Genomic DNA, 15256 nt, shown 5'->3' with positions numbered 1-15256 from the left:
GCAGCTCCCCAGGTAGTGCTCTGGGCAGTGGTCTGGGCAGCGGCCCGCCTGAGCGTGGTGGGTTTCTCACCGCTGTGGTCACCTGGAGGTTTGACCCGGATTCGTGACCCCATCTAGGGTTGTGCAGACGTTCGCGTGGACTCCGGTCCCGATCCAGGGGACAGCCGCACGAGCGACGGCGCCACGATTCCGCGGACCGCCGTTCCGATCATTCCCGTCAGGAGAGACAGCCGTGAGCAAGCGGACCTTCCAGCCGAACAACCGCCGTCGTGCCAAGGTGCACGGCTTCCGCAAGCGCATGAGCAGCCGTGCCGGCCGCGCCGTCCTGGCGTCGCGCCGTCGCAAGGGCCGCGCCCGTCTCGCTGCCTGAAGGTGCTCCCGGCAGCCCACCGGATGCTGCGCTCCGAGGACTTCGGTGCCGCAGTAAGGTCCGGTGCGCGCAGCGGGACACGCAGGCTGGTTATCCACTACCGCGCCGGCGAGGCCGGGCAGGACGCCCCGGCACTCGTCGGCGTAGTCGTGCCCAAGAAGCAGGTAGCCCGCGCCACCCACCGCAACCGCATCAAGCGTCGCGTGCGCGCTCTCATGCGTGAGCGGGTGGGACGGCTCTCTCCTGGCACCATGCTGGTGGTGCGGGGGCTGGCCGGTGCTGACGGCGCCGCCTCACCCGAGCTGGCCCGCGACCTGGACCGTTGTCTGGAACGGGTGCAGGCTCTTGCGGGCGGGAGGAGCAGCCATGAGCACAGGGGCTGAGCCCAGCCTGGGCCTGCGCCTGGCGCTGCTGCCGGTGCGCGCCTACCAGCGCTGGATCTCCCCGGCGCTACCACGCAGCTGCCGCTACTACCCAAGCTGCTCGGCCTACGCCGTCGAGTCCCTGCAGGTGCATGGGGTGCTTAAGGGCTCGCTCCTGGCAGTCTGGCGGCTCCTGCGCTGCAACCCCCTGACCCGCGGTGGGGTGGACCACGTGCCCGAGCCAGGGCAGTGGTGCTACCACCACCCCCACGACGTCGCCCGTTTCCTGGTGCAGGACTGACGGGATGGCCGGGGACCAACTCCCCGCTACTCTCAAGGAGCTCATATGGACTCGCTGCTCTGGCCGTTGATGGTGGCCGTCGCCTGGGTCATGGTCACGATCCACAAGGCCCTGGTGGCTATCGGTATGAACGACGGCGCCGGGGCTGCCTGGGTGCTGTCTATCGTGGGCCTGACGATCGTGGTCCGTATCCTCATCATGCCCCTGTTCTTCAAGCAGATCCGGGCTTCCCGCGGCATGCAGCTCATGCAGCCTGAGCTCCAGGCCCTCCAGGCCAAATACAAGGGCAAGAAGGACCGCGCCTCCCAGCAGAAGATGCAGGAGGAGATGATGGCCCTGTACTCCAAGCACGGGACCAACCCCTTCTCCTCCTGTATGCCGATCCTGGTGCAGATGCCGATCTTCTTCGCCCTGTTCCGTGTGCTGGCCAACCTGGAGTACGTGGCCAACGGGACCTACGCCAACCACTCCTCGATCGGCCCGCTGACCAGTGAGCTCGCCAAGCAGGTGCAGGCCTCCACGGTCTTCGGGGCGCCGCTGTCGGCCTCCTTCATGAACTCCTCGGAGACCCTGGTCAAGGTCGTCACCGTGGTGATGATCATCATCATGAGTGTGACGCAGTGGTACACCATGGCGCAGATCACCACCAAGAACATGCCGGAGTCCGCCAAGAACGCGGACAACCCGGCCATGCGCACCCAGAAGATCATGCTGTACGTGATGCCGGTGTTCTTCGCGATCACGGGCGTGCAGTTCCAGATCGGTGTGCTCGTGTACTGGGTGACCACCAACATCTGGACCATGGGCCAGCAGGCCTACTCCATCTGGAAGCTGCCTGCCCCGGGCTCCGAGGCGGAGCGCAGGCGCCGGGAGCGGATCAACGCCAAGCGTGTGGCCCAGGGACTGCCCACCCTGGAGCAGGAGGAGCGTGCCGCCGCCCTGGCTGAGGCCGAGAGTACCGGGGGCCAGCGGGTCCAGCCCGTGCGCAAGGACCGTCAGAAGGGTAGGGCCAAGAGCAGCCCGGAGGCTGTCGCCGCTGATGATGGGGTGGCTGAGACCAAGGAGCCCGCCGAGACAGGCAGCCACGGGCTGAGTGCCGAGGAGATCGCCCGGCGCCGCTACGAGAAGCGGGCCCAGGAGCGGCGGGCCGCCGCCCAGCGTCGCCAGGCCAAGAAGAAGCGTCAGGGCTGAGCCCCTGCCACCCACCCCGTACAACCCGAGAGAATGGACCAACCCATGAGGGACAACACCACCGTCAAGCGCCTCGAGGAGGAGGGCGAGGTCGGCGCCGACTACCTGGAGGAGCTGCTCGACATCGCGGACCTGGGTGGCGACATTGACATCGACATCGACCACGGCCGCGCCGCGATCGCCATAGTGGCCTCGGAGGAGGGCGACGAGACCGAGCTGGCTGACCTGGTGGGGCGTGACGGCGAGGTGCTGGAGGCCGTCCAGGAGCTCACCCGGCTGGCTGTCCAGGCCCGCACCGGCAACCGCTCCCGCCTGATGCTGGACATCAACGGCTTCCGCGCCGCCCGCCGCGAGGAGCTGACTGAGGTGGCACGCAAGGCTGTTGACAAGGTTCTGGCCACCGGCGAGCCCCTGGCCCTGGAACCGATGAACCCCTTTGAGCGCAAGGTCTGCCACGACGTCGTGGCCGACGCCGGCCTGGTCTCCGAGTCGGAGGGGGCTGAGCCGCACCGCCACGTGGTAGTGCTGCCCGCCTCCGCCGTCGTAGATAAAGAAGGGCTGGACGACGAGGCGGAGGACGCCGACGTCGTGGCCGACGCTGAGGTCTGAGATGGGCCAGGACCAGCCCCAGGAGCAGGACCGGAGGCAGGGGGCGGCGCAGGGCCAGGAGCAGGCCTGTGAGCAGGAGCGGGAGCAGCAGGCGGACCCGGCTCCGGAGCAGGGCGTGGAGCCGGACCCTGCTCCGGTGGCGGCTACCCAGGTGGAGCAGCCCACCCAGGAGATGCGCGAGCTGTTCGGGCTGGCTTTCGGTGCGGCGGAGCACTTTGCCCAGATGCTGGTGGAGGAAGGGGAGCTGCGCGGGCTGCTGGGCCCGCGTGAGCTGCCGCGGCTGTGGAGCAGGCACCTGGTGAACTCCGCGGCGGTGGTGCCTTTCCTGCCGGCGCGGGGCACGGTGGCAGACATAGGCTCGGGGGCGGGCTTCCCAGGGATCGTGGTGGCGCTGCTGCGCCCGGACCTGGACATCACCCTGATCGAGACCATGGAGCGGCGCACCGCCTGGCTCCAGGACGTGGTCGATGAGCTGGACCTGGACAACGTGACCATCAGGCGGGCCCGGGCGGAGGAGGTCAAGGACCGCTTTGACGTGGTGACCGCCCGGGCGGTGGCCAACCTGTCCAAGCTGGTGCGGCTGACCGCGCCGCTGCTGCGTCAGGGCGGCTCCTTGCTGGCCCTGAAGGGTGCCAAGGCGCAGGCCGAGGTGGAGGACGCCAAGTACGTGATCAAGAAGGCTCGCCTGGAGCCCGCCCTGGTGCACGAGGTGGTGACCCCGGGCGAGGAGACCACCATGGTCGTGGAAGTCAGGCGACCCAAAGTCTGACATGGCATGTGGCGCCTATTGATAGGTATTGATTATCAGGGTGTCTGAGGAGTTTTCCCTTAGACGCAGGGCCTTGCCTACCTGTGGGTAGGTTTCGCTCACGTAGACTGGGGCGATCAGGTGCCTTCACTGAGGGAATCGATTTGTGAGGAGAGCACGTGTCTGGATCCATTTACGACGAGCTGCAAGCGGACCACTCCGCTCTGAATGAGGTGGCTGCTGGTGGCTTTCCCCGGCCGGACAAGACCCGTGTTATCGCCGTGGCTAACCAGAAGGGCGGGGTAGGTAAGACCTCCACGACGGTCAATATCGCCGCCGCGTTGGCTGAGGCCGGGCTGCACGTGATGGTTATCGACGCCGACTCCCAGGGCAATGCCTCCACGGCGCTCGGGGTGGAGCACGGTGACGACATTGCCTCCGTCTACGACGTGCTGGTGGAGAACCTGCCTATTGCCGAGGTGGTGGCTACCACTGAGTTCTCTCCTACCCTGTACTGCGTGCCAGCGAGCCTGGACGTGGCCGCGGTGGAGGTGGAGCTGGTCGGCGCCGTACGCCGTGAGTCCCTGCTGAGCAAGGCCCTGCACACCTACCTGGTGCAGCGTGACCAGCAGGGTCTGCCGCGGATGGACTACGTGCTGATCGACTGCCCACCCAGCCTGGGGATCATGACAATCAATGCCTTTGTAGCCTCCAACGAGGTGCTGATCCCGATGCAGGCTGAGTACTACGCGCTGGAGGGGCTGGCGCTCCTGAGCAGGTCAATTGACCGCATCGCGGAGCTGCACAACCCTGAGCTGAGGATCTCCATGATCGCCTTGACCATGTTTGACCGTCGCACCACCTTGGCCAAGGAGGTTGAGGGAGAGGTGCGACGCTTCTTCCCGGAGCAGACCCTGCAGACCCGTATCCCGCGCTCGGTGCGGGTGGCGGAGGCGCCTTCCTTCGGGGCTCCGGTGGTCTTCTGGGATCCACGTTGCAGCGGTGCGATCGCTTACAAGCAGCTCGCCCAGGAGATCGCCTACCGGGGTGTTGCGGGACTGCAGTGGAGTCCCACCACGGCTGTCGACTCCGACATGGACGCAGACGTTACGGGCAACGACGACGCTGAGGAGGCGTAGTACATGGCTGAGAGAAGGCGCGCACTGGGGCGCGGCCTGGAGGCACTTATGCCGGCGGCCCAGGCAGAGCCGGTGGGACGTCCCACTGACGTGTTCTTCCCTGAGGGCTCGCGCCGGGGCCAGGAGGTAAAAGGGCAGGCTCCTGTGGCGGGTGCCCTGCGGTCGGAAGGCAGGGATAGCGCTACGGGCTCTGGCTCAGCCGGCTCCCGGTCTACCTCGGACCTGGCTGCTAAGCTGCTTGCGCCTAGCAAGCGTGCTACCAAGCATCCTAAGAGGACTACGACGCGCGCTACCAAGACCGCTGTGGTTTCACGTGAAACGGCGAGCAAGGCTGAGGTAGAGGCTGCGGAGGAAAGCCTTTCTCGGAGAGAAGTTCCGGACGTTCAGGGGGCACCCGAGCCGGTTCACACGACGCCGTCTGTGCCGGTGGAGACCATGGCTTCCAGTACGACGCCGGAGGATGTCCCTGCTCCGGCAGAGCCCGATCCTGCAGCTGCGGTACCTGCGGAGGAGGCGGTTACCTCTCTGGCCTCTGAGGAAGCCCCGGAGCTGGAGGTTTCACGTGAAACGAGTGTCGATGACGAAGGGCTGGTGCCGGTACCGGGAGCGACCTTTGGACATATACCGCTGGAGAGCATTGACGCCAACCCGCGTCAGCCCCGGCAGTTCTTTGACGAGGAAGAGATCGAGGAGCTGGCGGCCTCCATCAGGGAGGTCGGTCTGCTTCAGCCCATCGTGGTGCGGCGGGCCCCCGGCAGCGACGACGAGGACCCGCGCTATGAGCTGATCATGGGTGAGCGGCGTACCCGTGCTGCGCGGGCGGCCGGGCTGGAGACCATTCCCGCCATCGTCCGCTACACCGATGACCAGGACCTGCTGCGCGACGCCCTGCTGGAGAACCTGCACCGGGTGCAGCTCAACCCGCTGGAGGAGGCCGCTGCCTACAAGGCGCTGCTGGAGGACTTTGGTTGTACCCACGCTGAGCTCTCCAAGCGGATCGCCCGCTCTCGCTCCCAGATCTCCAACACCCTGCGGCTCATGAAGCTGCCCGCCCTGGTGCAGCGCCGGGTAGCGGCCGGGGTGCTCTCCGCCGGGCACGCCCGCGCCCTGCTGGGGCTGCCCGACGTGGGGGCTATGGAGCGCCTGGCACAGCGCATCGTGGCTGAAGGCATCTCGGTGCGCGCCACCGAGGAGCTGGTGGCCATGCACGATGAGCCCCAGGTGGCCGATGAGGCCCTGCCACGCCCGCAACGCATCCGCTCCACGGCCCTGCCTGCGCTCTCCACCAGGCTCTCTGACGCCTTTGAGACCCGGGTCAAGGTCACGCGCACCGCCAAGAAGGGCAAGATCACCATCGAGTTCGCTGGCGACGAGGACCTGGCCCGCATCGTAGACGCCTTGGCGCCGGGCACCTCGCTAGCGGAGGACTGAGCGCTGCGGTTTCACGTGAAACAGCTGCCCCCGAACACCTTAAGGTGTTCGGGGGCAGCTACTTTAAACGGATCTGGGTACTCTGAGCACCCGGTCTAGTCTCTCAGCGGCACAGAGGATTCTGGACCAGCTCGTCGTAGAGCTGGGGCAGGTCACCAGCGGCTTCCGCAGCGATCGGGAACAGGGAGGTCTCGGTCATGCCCGGTACCACGTTCACGTCAATGAACCAGGGTGTGCCGTCCTCCGTGAGGATCAGGTCCGTGCGGGAGATATTGCCCAGCCCCAGGGTACGGTGCACAGTCAGGGCCGTCTCCTGTACCACCCTGGTCTGATCGGCGCTGAGTCTGGCAGGGGCAAAGTACTCTGAGCGACCGGGGTTGTACCGGGCGTCAAAGTCGTAGCGTCCCTCAGACACCACCTCCACGGGCGGCAGCGCACGTGGACCCGAGCCGGTGTCGACGACGCTGACGGCCACCTCCGTACCTGCCACGTACTTCTCAACCAGCGCACGCTCATCGTAGGCAAAACAGGTAACCATAGCGGCGCGCAGCTCATCCACAGAGGAGGCGTAGGAGACCCCCAGCCCGGAGCCACCCTGATTGGGCTTCACGACCACCGGGTAGCCCAGGTGCTCCGAGACCATAGTCATCACCTCCTGGGCACCGAGCTGGGCAAAGTAGTCCTTAGGCAGCGTCACCGAATCGGGGGTCAGGACCCCACCTGTGCGCACCGTGGCCTTGGCCGTGGGCTTGAAGGAGGCGCGCTGACAGCCGTCGGAGTGGGTGCCTACGTACGGCGTCTCCAAGGCGATCAGCACGTTCTGCAGGCCGCCGTCCTCACCGTGTCCACCGTGAACCAGAGGCCAGATGACCTCCGGGGCAAAGGACTTCAAGGAGGAGATGAGCTTGGCGTCGACGTCGAGCACGATCACGGAGTGGCCGAGGTGCCGCAGGACCTGGGCCACCCGGTTACCGGAGCGCAGTGACACGTCCCGCTCGTGGCTAAGCCCCCCGGCCAGCACGGCAACGCGCAAAGGGTTCTCGGTCGTGTTCATGGTGGTCATCCTGGGCTCCTCAGATCTGGTCAGGGGCAGGTGCGGTCACACCAGCAGTTGGACGTGGAAGGGTGGGGCCAAAGAGGTTGCGCAGCTCAAGGTCACGTACGACGACCTCTGCCAGCCGCCGCACCCCCTCACGGATCTCGCTGGGCTCCGGGTAGCAGAAGGAGAGCCGCATGTTCTCGTGGCCTGTGCTCCCACCTGCGTAGAAGGCTGTGCCCGACACGTAGGCCACCAGGTTGGTCACCGCGCGGGGCAGCATCTCCTTGGCGTTCAGGCCCTCCGGCAGCCGGACCCAGACGTAGAAGCCTCCGGCGGGGATGTTCCACGTGCACATAGGCAGGTGCTCGTTCAGGGCCTCGATCATCGCGTCCCGGCGCCCCCGGTACATGCTGCGGAAGTCCTCTATCTGGGCCCGCCAGTCAAAGTTCTCCAGGTACATGGAGATTGAGTACTGCCCCATGGAGGAGGGGCACAGGATAGCGGCCTCGGAGGCCAGCTTGAGCTTGTCCCGCACCGCTGGCGGCGCCACCGCCCAGCCCACCCGGTAGCCGGGGGCAAAGATCTTGGAGAAGGAGCCCAGGTAGACGACGTCCTCGGGGGCCAGGGTCTTTAAGGCGGTGTATGTCTGCCCCTCGAATCCCAGCAGGCCGTAGGGGTTGTCCTCAACTATCAGGATATGGTGCCGGCGGCAGATCTCAATGACCTGGGGACGCCGCTCCTCCGAGAGGGTCACCCCGGCAGGATTGTGGAAGTTAGGCAGGCAGTAGAAGAACTTGATCCGCTTGCCTGCACGCGAAAGCCGCTCGATGGTTGCTTCCAGCTCCTCCGGGACTACGCCTTCGGCGTCGATAGGGACCTGCTGCACGTCTGCCTGGTAGGTGGAGAAGATCGACAGCGAGCCCACGTAGGTGGGAGCCTCGGCCAGGATAACGTCACCGGGGTCGATGAACAGCTCAGTGATGATGTCGACGGCCTGCTGGGAGCCAGTGGTAATGACGACGTCCTCCGGATCAGCCTCAATCCCCTCTAGGGCCATGACCTCGGTGATCTGCTGGCGCAGGCGAGGATATCCCTGCCCGTTGCCGTACTGGAGGGCCTTTCCACCGTCCTTGCGTAGCATGTCGGCAGTGGCCTGCGCGATCCGCTCCAGCGGAAGGTCCTTGAGATTAGGCATGCCGCCAGCCAGGGACACTACCTCGGGGCGGGAGGCCACGGCGAACAGTGAGCGTGTTTCAGATGCCCGCAGTCCATGAGCTCGGGCGGCATAGTTGTCCAACCAGGGGTCCAGCCGATTCCCTTTCACGTTGCTCTCAGCAGTCATCTCTTCCTTCCGCTCGTTCCCCCATGGAACGCAGTGGAAAGATTCTCCCACGTCAGCGTGACAGCCACATGTCCACGGCTGTCTTTCTGAGATGGTGATGCTGCTCCGGGGCCGTTGTTTCACGTGAAACCCGGGGTTGCCTCCAGATGGCGGCGGTCATGCCTTCCGGACCGTGCGCAAGACCGACGACGGCACCGCTTCGCTGCTGCTTGCCGGAGCAGGTGCCTTAACCGTCGGACCGTGCTCGATGGAGGTGTGACCTCTCCCCGCTTGAAGACCTCTCCACCAGGGGACGAGCTACCTCGAGCAGGAACAGGGACCTCCGACGGCTCGACCTGTGACGACCGGGAAGCAGGAACGGGTTTCACGTGAAACCGGAAGCCCTATCAGGCTGGTGCTTGAGGATGGTGCTGCTGCAGGTTAGTGATGTGAATGGCTACGAAGGGCACACTACCTGCGGTTACTTGATCCCCTCCCCGGTCTGCTAAGGCAGTGCCAGGGAACGATACGGCTGGAGATGTGCAGGGCCGGTTCCGGGTGACTGCTTTGCTGGCAGGCTGGACGGCAACGTCGTTGTTTCACGTGAAACCGGTTAGGGCGGTAGTAGCATCAACGCGCTCGAGATTCCTCGTACAGAAGATCGACGACGGCGCCGTGAGGATGCTGGTCGCTGAGGTGGGTGCCTTGTAATAGTAAGTTGCCCAGTGGTCGCTTGAGCTTGAGTGGGTTGGTGTTACCTGTGGCTGCTGGATGCTTGACCTCGATGAGTCACTGGACTTGGGTGGACGGCGACCTGGTTGAGCAACCTCTGCTGCGTTTCACGTGAAACCGGAAACCGCTGGCAACCTTGCATCGGAGACCGCTGGCGCAGGTTACTGAAGGGGGTGTCTTGTAGTAGCAGCCTGCTAGATGTTTGCCGGTCGCCTCCCCGGTTTACTTAGGACGAGTCTCCGGGTGGTTTACCTCGAGGCAGCAAAGTCCGGTTCCGGTGACTGATTTGCTGGCCGGCGGACGGCAACGTCGTTGTTTCACGTGAAACCGGCAGCCCTCATCATCTTCGTGCCGGGGCCGTACTGCTTGCCGCATGCCGCTGTGCAGCATCCTCCTGCGCCAGCTGAGCCGCTGGCTAGCCTAGAACCGTGTGCACTTCGCGGCCGACGCTCTCCTGACGGCATCGTCTAGCTTGTTTGCCCACGGGCTCTGTTTGACGTGACGCTGCTCCAACGGAGACCTCGACCGTAGTTTGGTCTGCGTGCTTCTTTTCAGGAGCACCTTCCTTAAGTGCTGCGCTAATTAGTGTGGTGGCAGAGCAAGGGTGTGGGCATTACGGACTGGAGGACAGTGCGTGGGGCTTGATGGTGACAGCCTAGGTCTGTTTCACGTGAAACCGGGATCGGTGAGTGGAGTCCCGCCTAGTGGTGTAGATGCTCGGCGACTGGTCGGTCTGAGGGTGAGGCGGTCACTGCGTGGTTCACCGATGGCTCTCTACCTCTTCACTCGAACGAAGTCGTTACAACCGCTCCTTGAACCTGGCCCCTGCTGGCCGACTTGTTTCAGTTTCACCAAATGGTTTGGTGTCTGGCGCATGGGAGTGGGCACCCCCGATTGGAGCACCGTGCGCGGGGCTTGATCGTGACAGCCTAGGTCTGTTTCACGTGAAACCAGGAGCGGAGTGACGCGGTGGGCATATGCCTTGGAGGCCTGCCTCTAGGCACATGGGTAGCAGGAGAAGATCGGATCGGTCTGGAACTCCTTTTGAGGCCTGCCTCTAGGCACATGGGTAGCAGGCTCGTGTTTCATGTGAAACGCTTATTGGTCAGAGCAAGTGCGATGTAGTCGTGGGCTTGTGATTAGCTCTCCGTTAGTGGAAGTTCGCTGACCATGTGTCGCGGCTACCGGTTGCTGGGCAGGCTGATCCAGTGGGGACTGTGCTGGGTAGTTACTGGGCCCCTACCCAGGTCTGTCACGGCCGAGGTGCAATCTGCATCAAGGAGTGACAGCAGGTCCCTTTGGTCGGCTTGGACTAGGAGGATGACTGCGGTGTTGTTTCACGTGAAACCGGACTAAGTGAGAACTGTTGCGAAGATCCTGCACTCCGGCCGTGGGATGAAGCAGCCTTGTGCTCCTGTCCCTCCACAATGACAGGCAACTCAGTCTCGGAAGCTAGCACTGGTCGCGGACAGCCGCGATCCACTACCTCTAGAGCAACTTCAAGCACCGTGGTGTCCTGTAGCGAGCAGATACCTCTTCTGGGGTGCCGCCTCTCTTGGGGTGTGTTCTTTGTGGCTGTCACCACTGCGTTCCAAGCAAGCTGGAGAAGAAACTCAGTGGCTGTGTGCTGGGACAGTGCCGGGACCTGACAGGGGCTCAAGCGGTCACGGCATCAGATGTGATTACAACGAATGAGGCCATGACCGGGGCGTGCTGCTGGTTGTGGACAAGGTGATCCTGTGGAGGTTCTGTGCTCGGTGGTCGTGTGGACCCTGCTCGGGATCCGGTTCTGCCGTAAGGGCTAGCGCGGGATGACGAAGCGCTATGCCCCCTCCCACGCAGGGCGGCCCACAGGCCCCAGGGGACACGACGGCGCGGGTGGCTATGCCCTCTCCTGAGCGGGGAGGCCTGGGTGACCAGGATCCTTTAGGGCTGGGCGTGCCCTCTGTCTGCGCATAGTCGCAACTGAATGACCGGAGCTGCACTTAAGGCACGCACCAGATGGAGACCAGCGTCCTATAGGGTCTCGCAGGTCCTTCCCCACGAGTCTGCTTCCCCAGCTCGACAGGGAGCAGCGTGTTGTTCGCAACGGGCGCAGGACGCCGTCGGCTGTTGAATACCTACGTCTCCGGCCCCGCCCTGAGGAATGTTTCACGTGGAACCAGGACACGCCGGGCAGCTGTTGGTAACAGCTATAGCTAATACCTGGATGGCGGTGGATGGAAGTCCTTCAAGGTCGCTGGCGCTGTGGCCCGGACCGGCTGCCCCGTCACCGTAGCTTTCTCGACGGCGAAGCAACCTCTACCCGGTGTACGCGACCACTGCCGGGGAGATGGTGGTTCCAGTGAGTGCAAGGAACTCCCGGGACGAGGTGGTTGCCTGACTGGACCGCGGCTGCGTTTCACGTGAAACCAGGCAAGGGTGCGGCGAAGTCGGCACCCTTGCGGGCCAGATCAGGGTAGCTGTTAGCGGAGTCCCGGGAGCGAGCCCGTACAGACGGCCGGAGCAGTCGCTCCAGTGACCGTGGCTTGCTTGAAGGTGATGCGGACCTGCTCGGTATGCGCTTTCGGTGCCGGAGTGGGTGGTTCTGATATGCACAAGGCTCCCGAGATGAGGCAGTTGCCTGACTGGACCACAGCGGTATTCAGACCCGGTGTTAGAACTCAGCATCCTTACGTGCTGTAGGGAGGCCCCTGCTGATGGTTCTCGTTTCACTTCTCAAGTTCCACATCACAGGGAGCCATGCTGCGTTCTGGTATCAGAGACACGGTGGTGCGGATAACCGCTGTACTTAACCCTGTCTACTTGCCAGCTCTTGTATCTGAGTCGGTCTACTGCCGCCCCTCGGGACGGCAGGCACCAAACTAAGGAGTACCTAACCGGTCTCGCGAGCCATATGTCCCGGTCTCGCGGTACCGATGTCCCGGTCTCGCGGAGCAGGGGCTAGAGCGCGCGTTCAGAGATGATGCGCCTAAGCACCGCCGGGTCGTTAGGGATCTCCTCCACCTGCTGCGGCAGGGATAGCAGCTCCTCCAGCTCGGCAGATACGGCTACCTCAACGCCCAGGGCCTCCGAGACGGTCTGCCCGAACTTGGCGGGCTTGGCGGTCTCCATGACCAGCACTGTCTCACCCGGCTCCACCAGGCGCTGCGCTGCGGTCCAACCGTCAGCCGTGTGCGGGTCGATAAGCACCTGGTGCTCCTGGTACGCAGCAGATATCGCTGAGAGGCGGGCACGGTGGGTGGAGGTGGAGGCGGCGAAACCAAGCTCCTTGACCAGGCGCTCCTGCTGGGCGGAAAGGTCCAGCTGCCCGGTGGCCTCCAGCTCCTGCCAGGCGCTCAGGAAGTCCTGCGGCCCTAGCAACTCCCACAGGAAACGCTCTAGGTTGGAGGCCTTGGAAATGTCCATGGACGGGCTAGAGGTAGCCAAGGTGTCTGCGCCGGAGCGAGGCCGGTAGACCCCCGTGCGGAAGAACTCCTCCAGCACGTTGTTCTCATTGGTGGCCAGGATCAGACGGCGGATAGGCAGACCAAGGCGTCTAGCCAGGTGCCCAGCGTAGATGTTGCCAAAGTTGCCTGAGGGCACCGCAAAGGAGAACCGCGGCTCCTGCCACTGGGCGGCCCGCTCCTCTGGGATCAGACGATCCGTGACCCGCAGCCAGCTCCAGAAGTAGTAGACGCACTGGGCGGCAATACGCCCAAAGTTGATGGAGTTTACAGCTCCCAGGCTGTGGCGCTCCTTGAAGACGGCGTCGGCGTTAAGCTCCTTTACCAGGTTCTGGCAGTCGTCGAATACCCCCTGGACGGCGATGTTGTGGATACTAGGCTCGGTCAGTGAGTACATCTGGGCCCGTTGCACGTCGCTCATCCGGCCTGCCGGGGAGAGCATAAAGACGGACACGCCTGGGCTGCTGCGGAAGGCGTGCTCGGCCGCGGAACCGGTGTCCCCGCTGGTGGCCCCCAGGATATTGAGCACCCCGCCCCTCAGGGACAGCACGTATGGGACAGCCTGCCCCAGGAACTGCATAGCCAGGTCTTTGAAGGCCATGGTCGGACCCTCGGAAAGACCTATCAGGCCCAGAGACTCTCCAAGCAGCTTCACCGGAACCACAGTCTCCGGGAAGCGTGACGGACCATATGCCTCCCGGGTCAGCTCCAGGAGCCTGTCTGCGGGGATGTCGGTGGCGAACAAGCCGATCACCTGCGCGGCCAGCTCCGGGTAGCTGAGAGCGCGCCAGGACTCGATCTGTGCGGCACTCAAAGCAGGCAGCGACTCAGGCACCACCAGTCCGCCGTCGGGTGCCAGCCCATCGAGAAGGATCTCCGTGAAGCTCTTGGGGCGCATACCGCCGCGGGTGGAGATGAACTGCATGTCCGTCCTGTCTTTGTGCCGGCTGCTTGCGATGACGATTCTAGTTGCCAGCTACAAGCGACCGGTAAGGCTGTCGTCCTCTGAAACCTCCGCCTCACCGTCAGGCAGTTGCCACCTAAGACGGATAGCGGCTCAGTACCTTCCCGCATCGCCGTGCCGTTGCCCTACCCTGCAACGGCTGCGCCACCCGCGGACGAGCCCTTACTCCAGCAACCCAGCCAGTACCGTCTGCTGACCGTAGCCCCGCTGGTTTCACGTGAAACCAGCAGACTCAGCGCAGGGTCCGAAGAATCTCCTGGCGCATGGCGGCCTTGGGCCGTGCCCCACCGAAACGGTGCACCACCTGGTTACCCCGAAAGACCAGGAAGGTGGGAATGGTCTTTATGCCGTGCATCCGTGCGATATCCGGGTTGGCATCCACATCCACCTTGTAGAAGCGTGCCTGCGCCTGCATCTCCTGGGCCAGCTCCTCCACCGCCGGCGCGATCTGGCGGCAGGGGCCGCACCAGGCGGCCCAGAAGTCCACCACCACGGGCAGCTCGCTGGCAGCAACAGCTACCTCAAAGTCGTCCCCGCGTAAGGCTTTGCAGTGCGGCATGGGTTGCTCCTAGGCTCAGGGACAAGATATATGTCCTGACAAAGATCTGGGGTGGTTACCTGCTCCGGCAGGACCAGGCAACCACCCCAGCATCCCAGAGCATCGTCAGGACGCCAAGGTGGTCAGGTACGCCTCCACGTCCAGGGCGGCACGGCATCCCGAACCAGCCGCCGTAACCGCCTGCTGGTAGACCGGGTCGGCGACGTCCCCACAGGCGAACACGCCCGGGATGGCGGTGCGCTGACTGGGGGCCTCCACCTTGATGTAGCCCTTGTCGTCCAGCTCCAGCACGTCCTTGACCAGATCAGTACGCGGCAGCTGGCCAATAGCCACGAACAGGCCGTTGGCTGCCAGCTCCCGCTCCTCGCCCGTGACCGTGTCACGCAAGGTGACTGAGGTCAGTGAGTCCTCACCGTGCAACGCCACCACCTGAGAGTTCCAGGCAAAAGTGATCTTCGGATCGGCCTTGGCCCGGGCCGCCATTGCCGCACTGGCTCGCAGCTGGTCCCGGCGGTGCACCACGGTGACCGAACGGGCGAAGCGGCTGAGGAAGGTGGCCTCCTCCATGGCTGAGTCCCCGCCCCCTACCACGACAATGTCCCGGTTCTTGAAGAAGAACCCGTCACAGGTGGCGCAGTATGACACGCCGTAGCCTGAAAGACGCTCCTCGCCCTCCAGACCTAGCTTGCGGTACTCCGAGCCGGTGGACACGATCACGGTGCGAGCCTGGTAGACCCCCTCCTCCGTGGTCACCTGCTTGACCTCTCCCCGCAGCTCTACCGCAGTGACGTCCTCGTAACGGACGTCGGCCCCGAAGCGCTCAGCCTGCTCCTGCATACGGGTCATGAGCTCTGGGCCCATGATGCCCTCCGCGAAACCGGGGTAGTTCTCCACCTCGGTGGTGGTCATCAGCGCGCCACCGGCAGAGACGGAGCCGGCCAGGACCACCGGGGCCAAGCCTGCGCGGGCCGCGTAGATCGCGGCAGTGTAACCAGCGGGACCGGAGCCGATAATAACGAGGTCGTGGATCATGGTCATCCTCAG

General features: G+C 64.4%; 13 protein-coding genes. 8 read left to right on the top strand and 5 right to left on the bottom strand.

Going from position 1 to position 15256, the window contains the following annotated elements:
- Window positions 1-232: 232 nt before the first annotated feature.
- The 8 genes from rpmH (at window position 233) to JG540_RS10165 (ending at window position 6151) form a co-directional block, all read left to right on the top strand.
- Window positions 233-370, top strand: a complete 138-nt coding sequence (rpmH, locus tag JG540_RS10200) for a 50S ribosomal protein L34 (protein ID WP_067941256.1) — start codon at window positions 233-235, stop codon at window positions 368-370.
- A gap of 2 nt (window positions 371-372) precedes the next feature.
- Window positions 373-753, top strand: coding sequence for a ribonuclease P protein component (rnpA, locus tag JG540_RS10195; RefSeq protein ID WP_200275850.1), 381 nt, complete (start codon window positions 373-375; stop codon window positions 751-753).
- Complete coding sequence (gene yidD / locus JG540_RS10190) at window positions 737-1033, top strand: membrane protein insertion efficiency factor YidD (protein ID WP_200275848.1); 297 nt, start codon at window positions 737-739, stop codon at window positions 1031-1033. The genes rnpA and yidD overlap by 17 nt, the downstream gene beginning before the upstream one ends.
- 45 nt (window positions 1034-1078) lie before the next feature.
- Window positions 1079-2224 (top strand): membrane protein insertase YidC, encoded by a 1146-nt coding sequence (gene yidC / locus JG540_RS10185; protein WP_200275846.1) that lies wholly within the window; start codon window positions 1079-1081, stop codon window positions 2222-2224.
- A gap of 45 nt (window positions 2225-2269) precedes the next feature.
- Window positions 2270-2833 (top strand): Jag family protein, encoded by a 564-nt coding sequence (locus JG540_RS10180; RefSeq protein WP_407648326.1) that lies wholly within the window; start codon window positions 2270-2272, stop codon window positions 2831-2833.
- Window positions 2834-3005: 172 nt separating this feature from the next.
- Window positions 3006-3602, top strand: coding sequence for a 16S rRNA (guanine(527)-N(7))-methyltransferase RsmG (rsmG, locus tag JG540_RS10175; RefSeq protein WP_200278395.1), 597 nt, complete (start codon window positions 3006-3008; stop codon window positions 3600-3602).
- A gap of 158 nt (window positions 3603-3760) precedes the next feature.
- Window positions 3761-4720: a ParA family protein gene (locus JG540_RS10170; RefSeq protein ID WP_200275843.1), complete on the top strand. Its 960-nt coding sequence runs from the start codon at window positions 3761-3763 to the stop codon at window positions 4718-4720.
- 3 nt (window positions 4721-4723) lie between these two features.
- Window positions 4724-6151, top strand: a complete 1428-nt coding sequence (locus JG540_RS10165; RefSeq protein ID WP_200275841.1) for a ParB/RepB/Spo0J family partition protein — start codon at window positions 4724-4726, stop codon at window positions 6149-6151.
- Between the two features lie 103 nt (window positions 6152-6254).
- Here the strand turns inward: JG540_RS10165 and JG540_RS10160 are convergent, their stop codons facing one another.
- The 5 genes from JG540_RS10160 to trxB all read right to left on the bottom strand — a co-directional run bounded on the left by JG540_RS10160 (window position 6255) and on the right by trxB (window position 15244).
- A complete protein-coding gene (locus JG540_RS10160; protein ID WP_234042812.1) occupies window positions 6255-7214 on the bottom strand; it encodes a D-alanine--D-alanine ligase family protein in 960 nt (319 codons plus the stop codon).
- Window positions 7215-7224: 10 nt separating this feature from the next.
- On the bottom strand, window positions 7225-8532 hold the full coding sequence (locus JG540_RS10155; RefSeq protein WP_200275839.1) for an aminotransferase-like domain-containing protein: 1308 nt from the start codon (window positions 8530-8532) through the stop codon (window positions 7225-7227).
- Window positions 8533-12186: 3654 nt separating this feature from the next.
- A complete protein-coding gene (gene thrC / locus JG540_RS10150; protein ID WP_200275837.1) occupies window positions 12187-13614 on the bottom strand; it encodes a threonine synthase in 1428 nt (475 codons plus the stop codon).
- A gap of 271 nt (window positions 13615-13885) precedes the next feature.
- Window positions 13886-14212, bottom strand: coding sequence for a thioredoxin (gene trxA / locus JG540_RS10145; protein ID WP_200275835.1), 327 nt, complete (start codon window positions 14210-14212; stop codon window positions 13886-13888).
- Between the two features lie 105 nt (window positions 14213-14317).
- On the bottom strand, window positions 14318-15244 hold the full coding sequence (trxB, locus tag JG540_RS10140; RefSeq protein ID WP_200275833.1) for a thioredoxin-disulfide reductase: 927 nt from the start codon (window positions 15242-15244) through the stop codon (window positions 14318-14320).
- Between the last annotated feature and the right edge of the window lie 12 nt (window positions 15245-15256).

The organism is Actinomyces weissii (assembly GCF_016598775.1).
Taxonomy (GTDB): domain Bacteria; phylum Actinomycetota; class Actinomycetes; order Actinomycetales; family Actinomycetaceae; genus Actinomyces; species Actinomyces weissii.
This window is presented reverse-complemented; position numbering and strand designations above follow the sequence as displayed.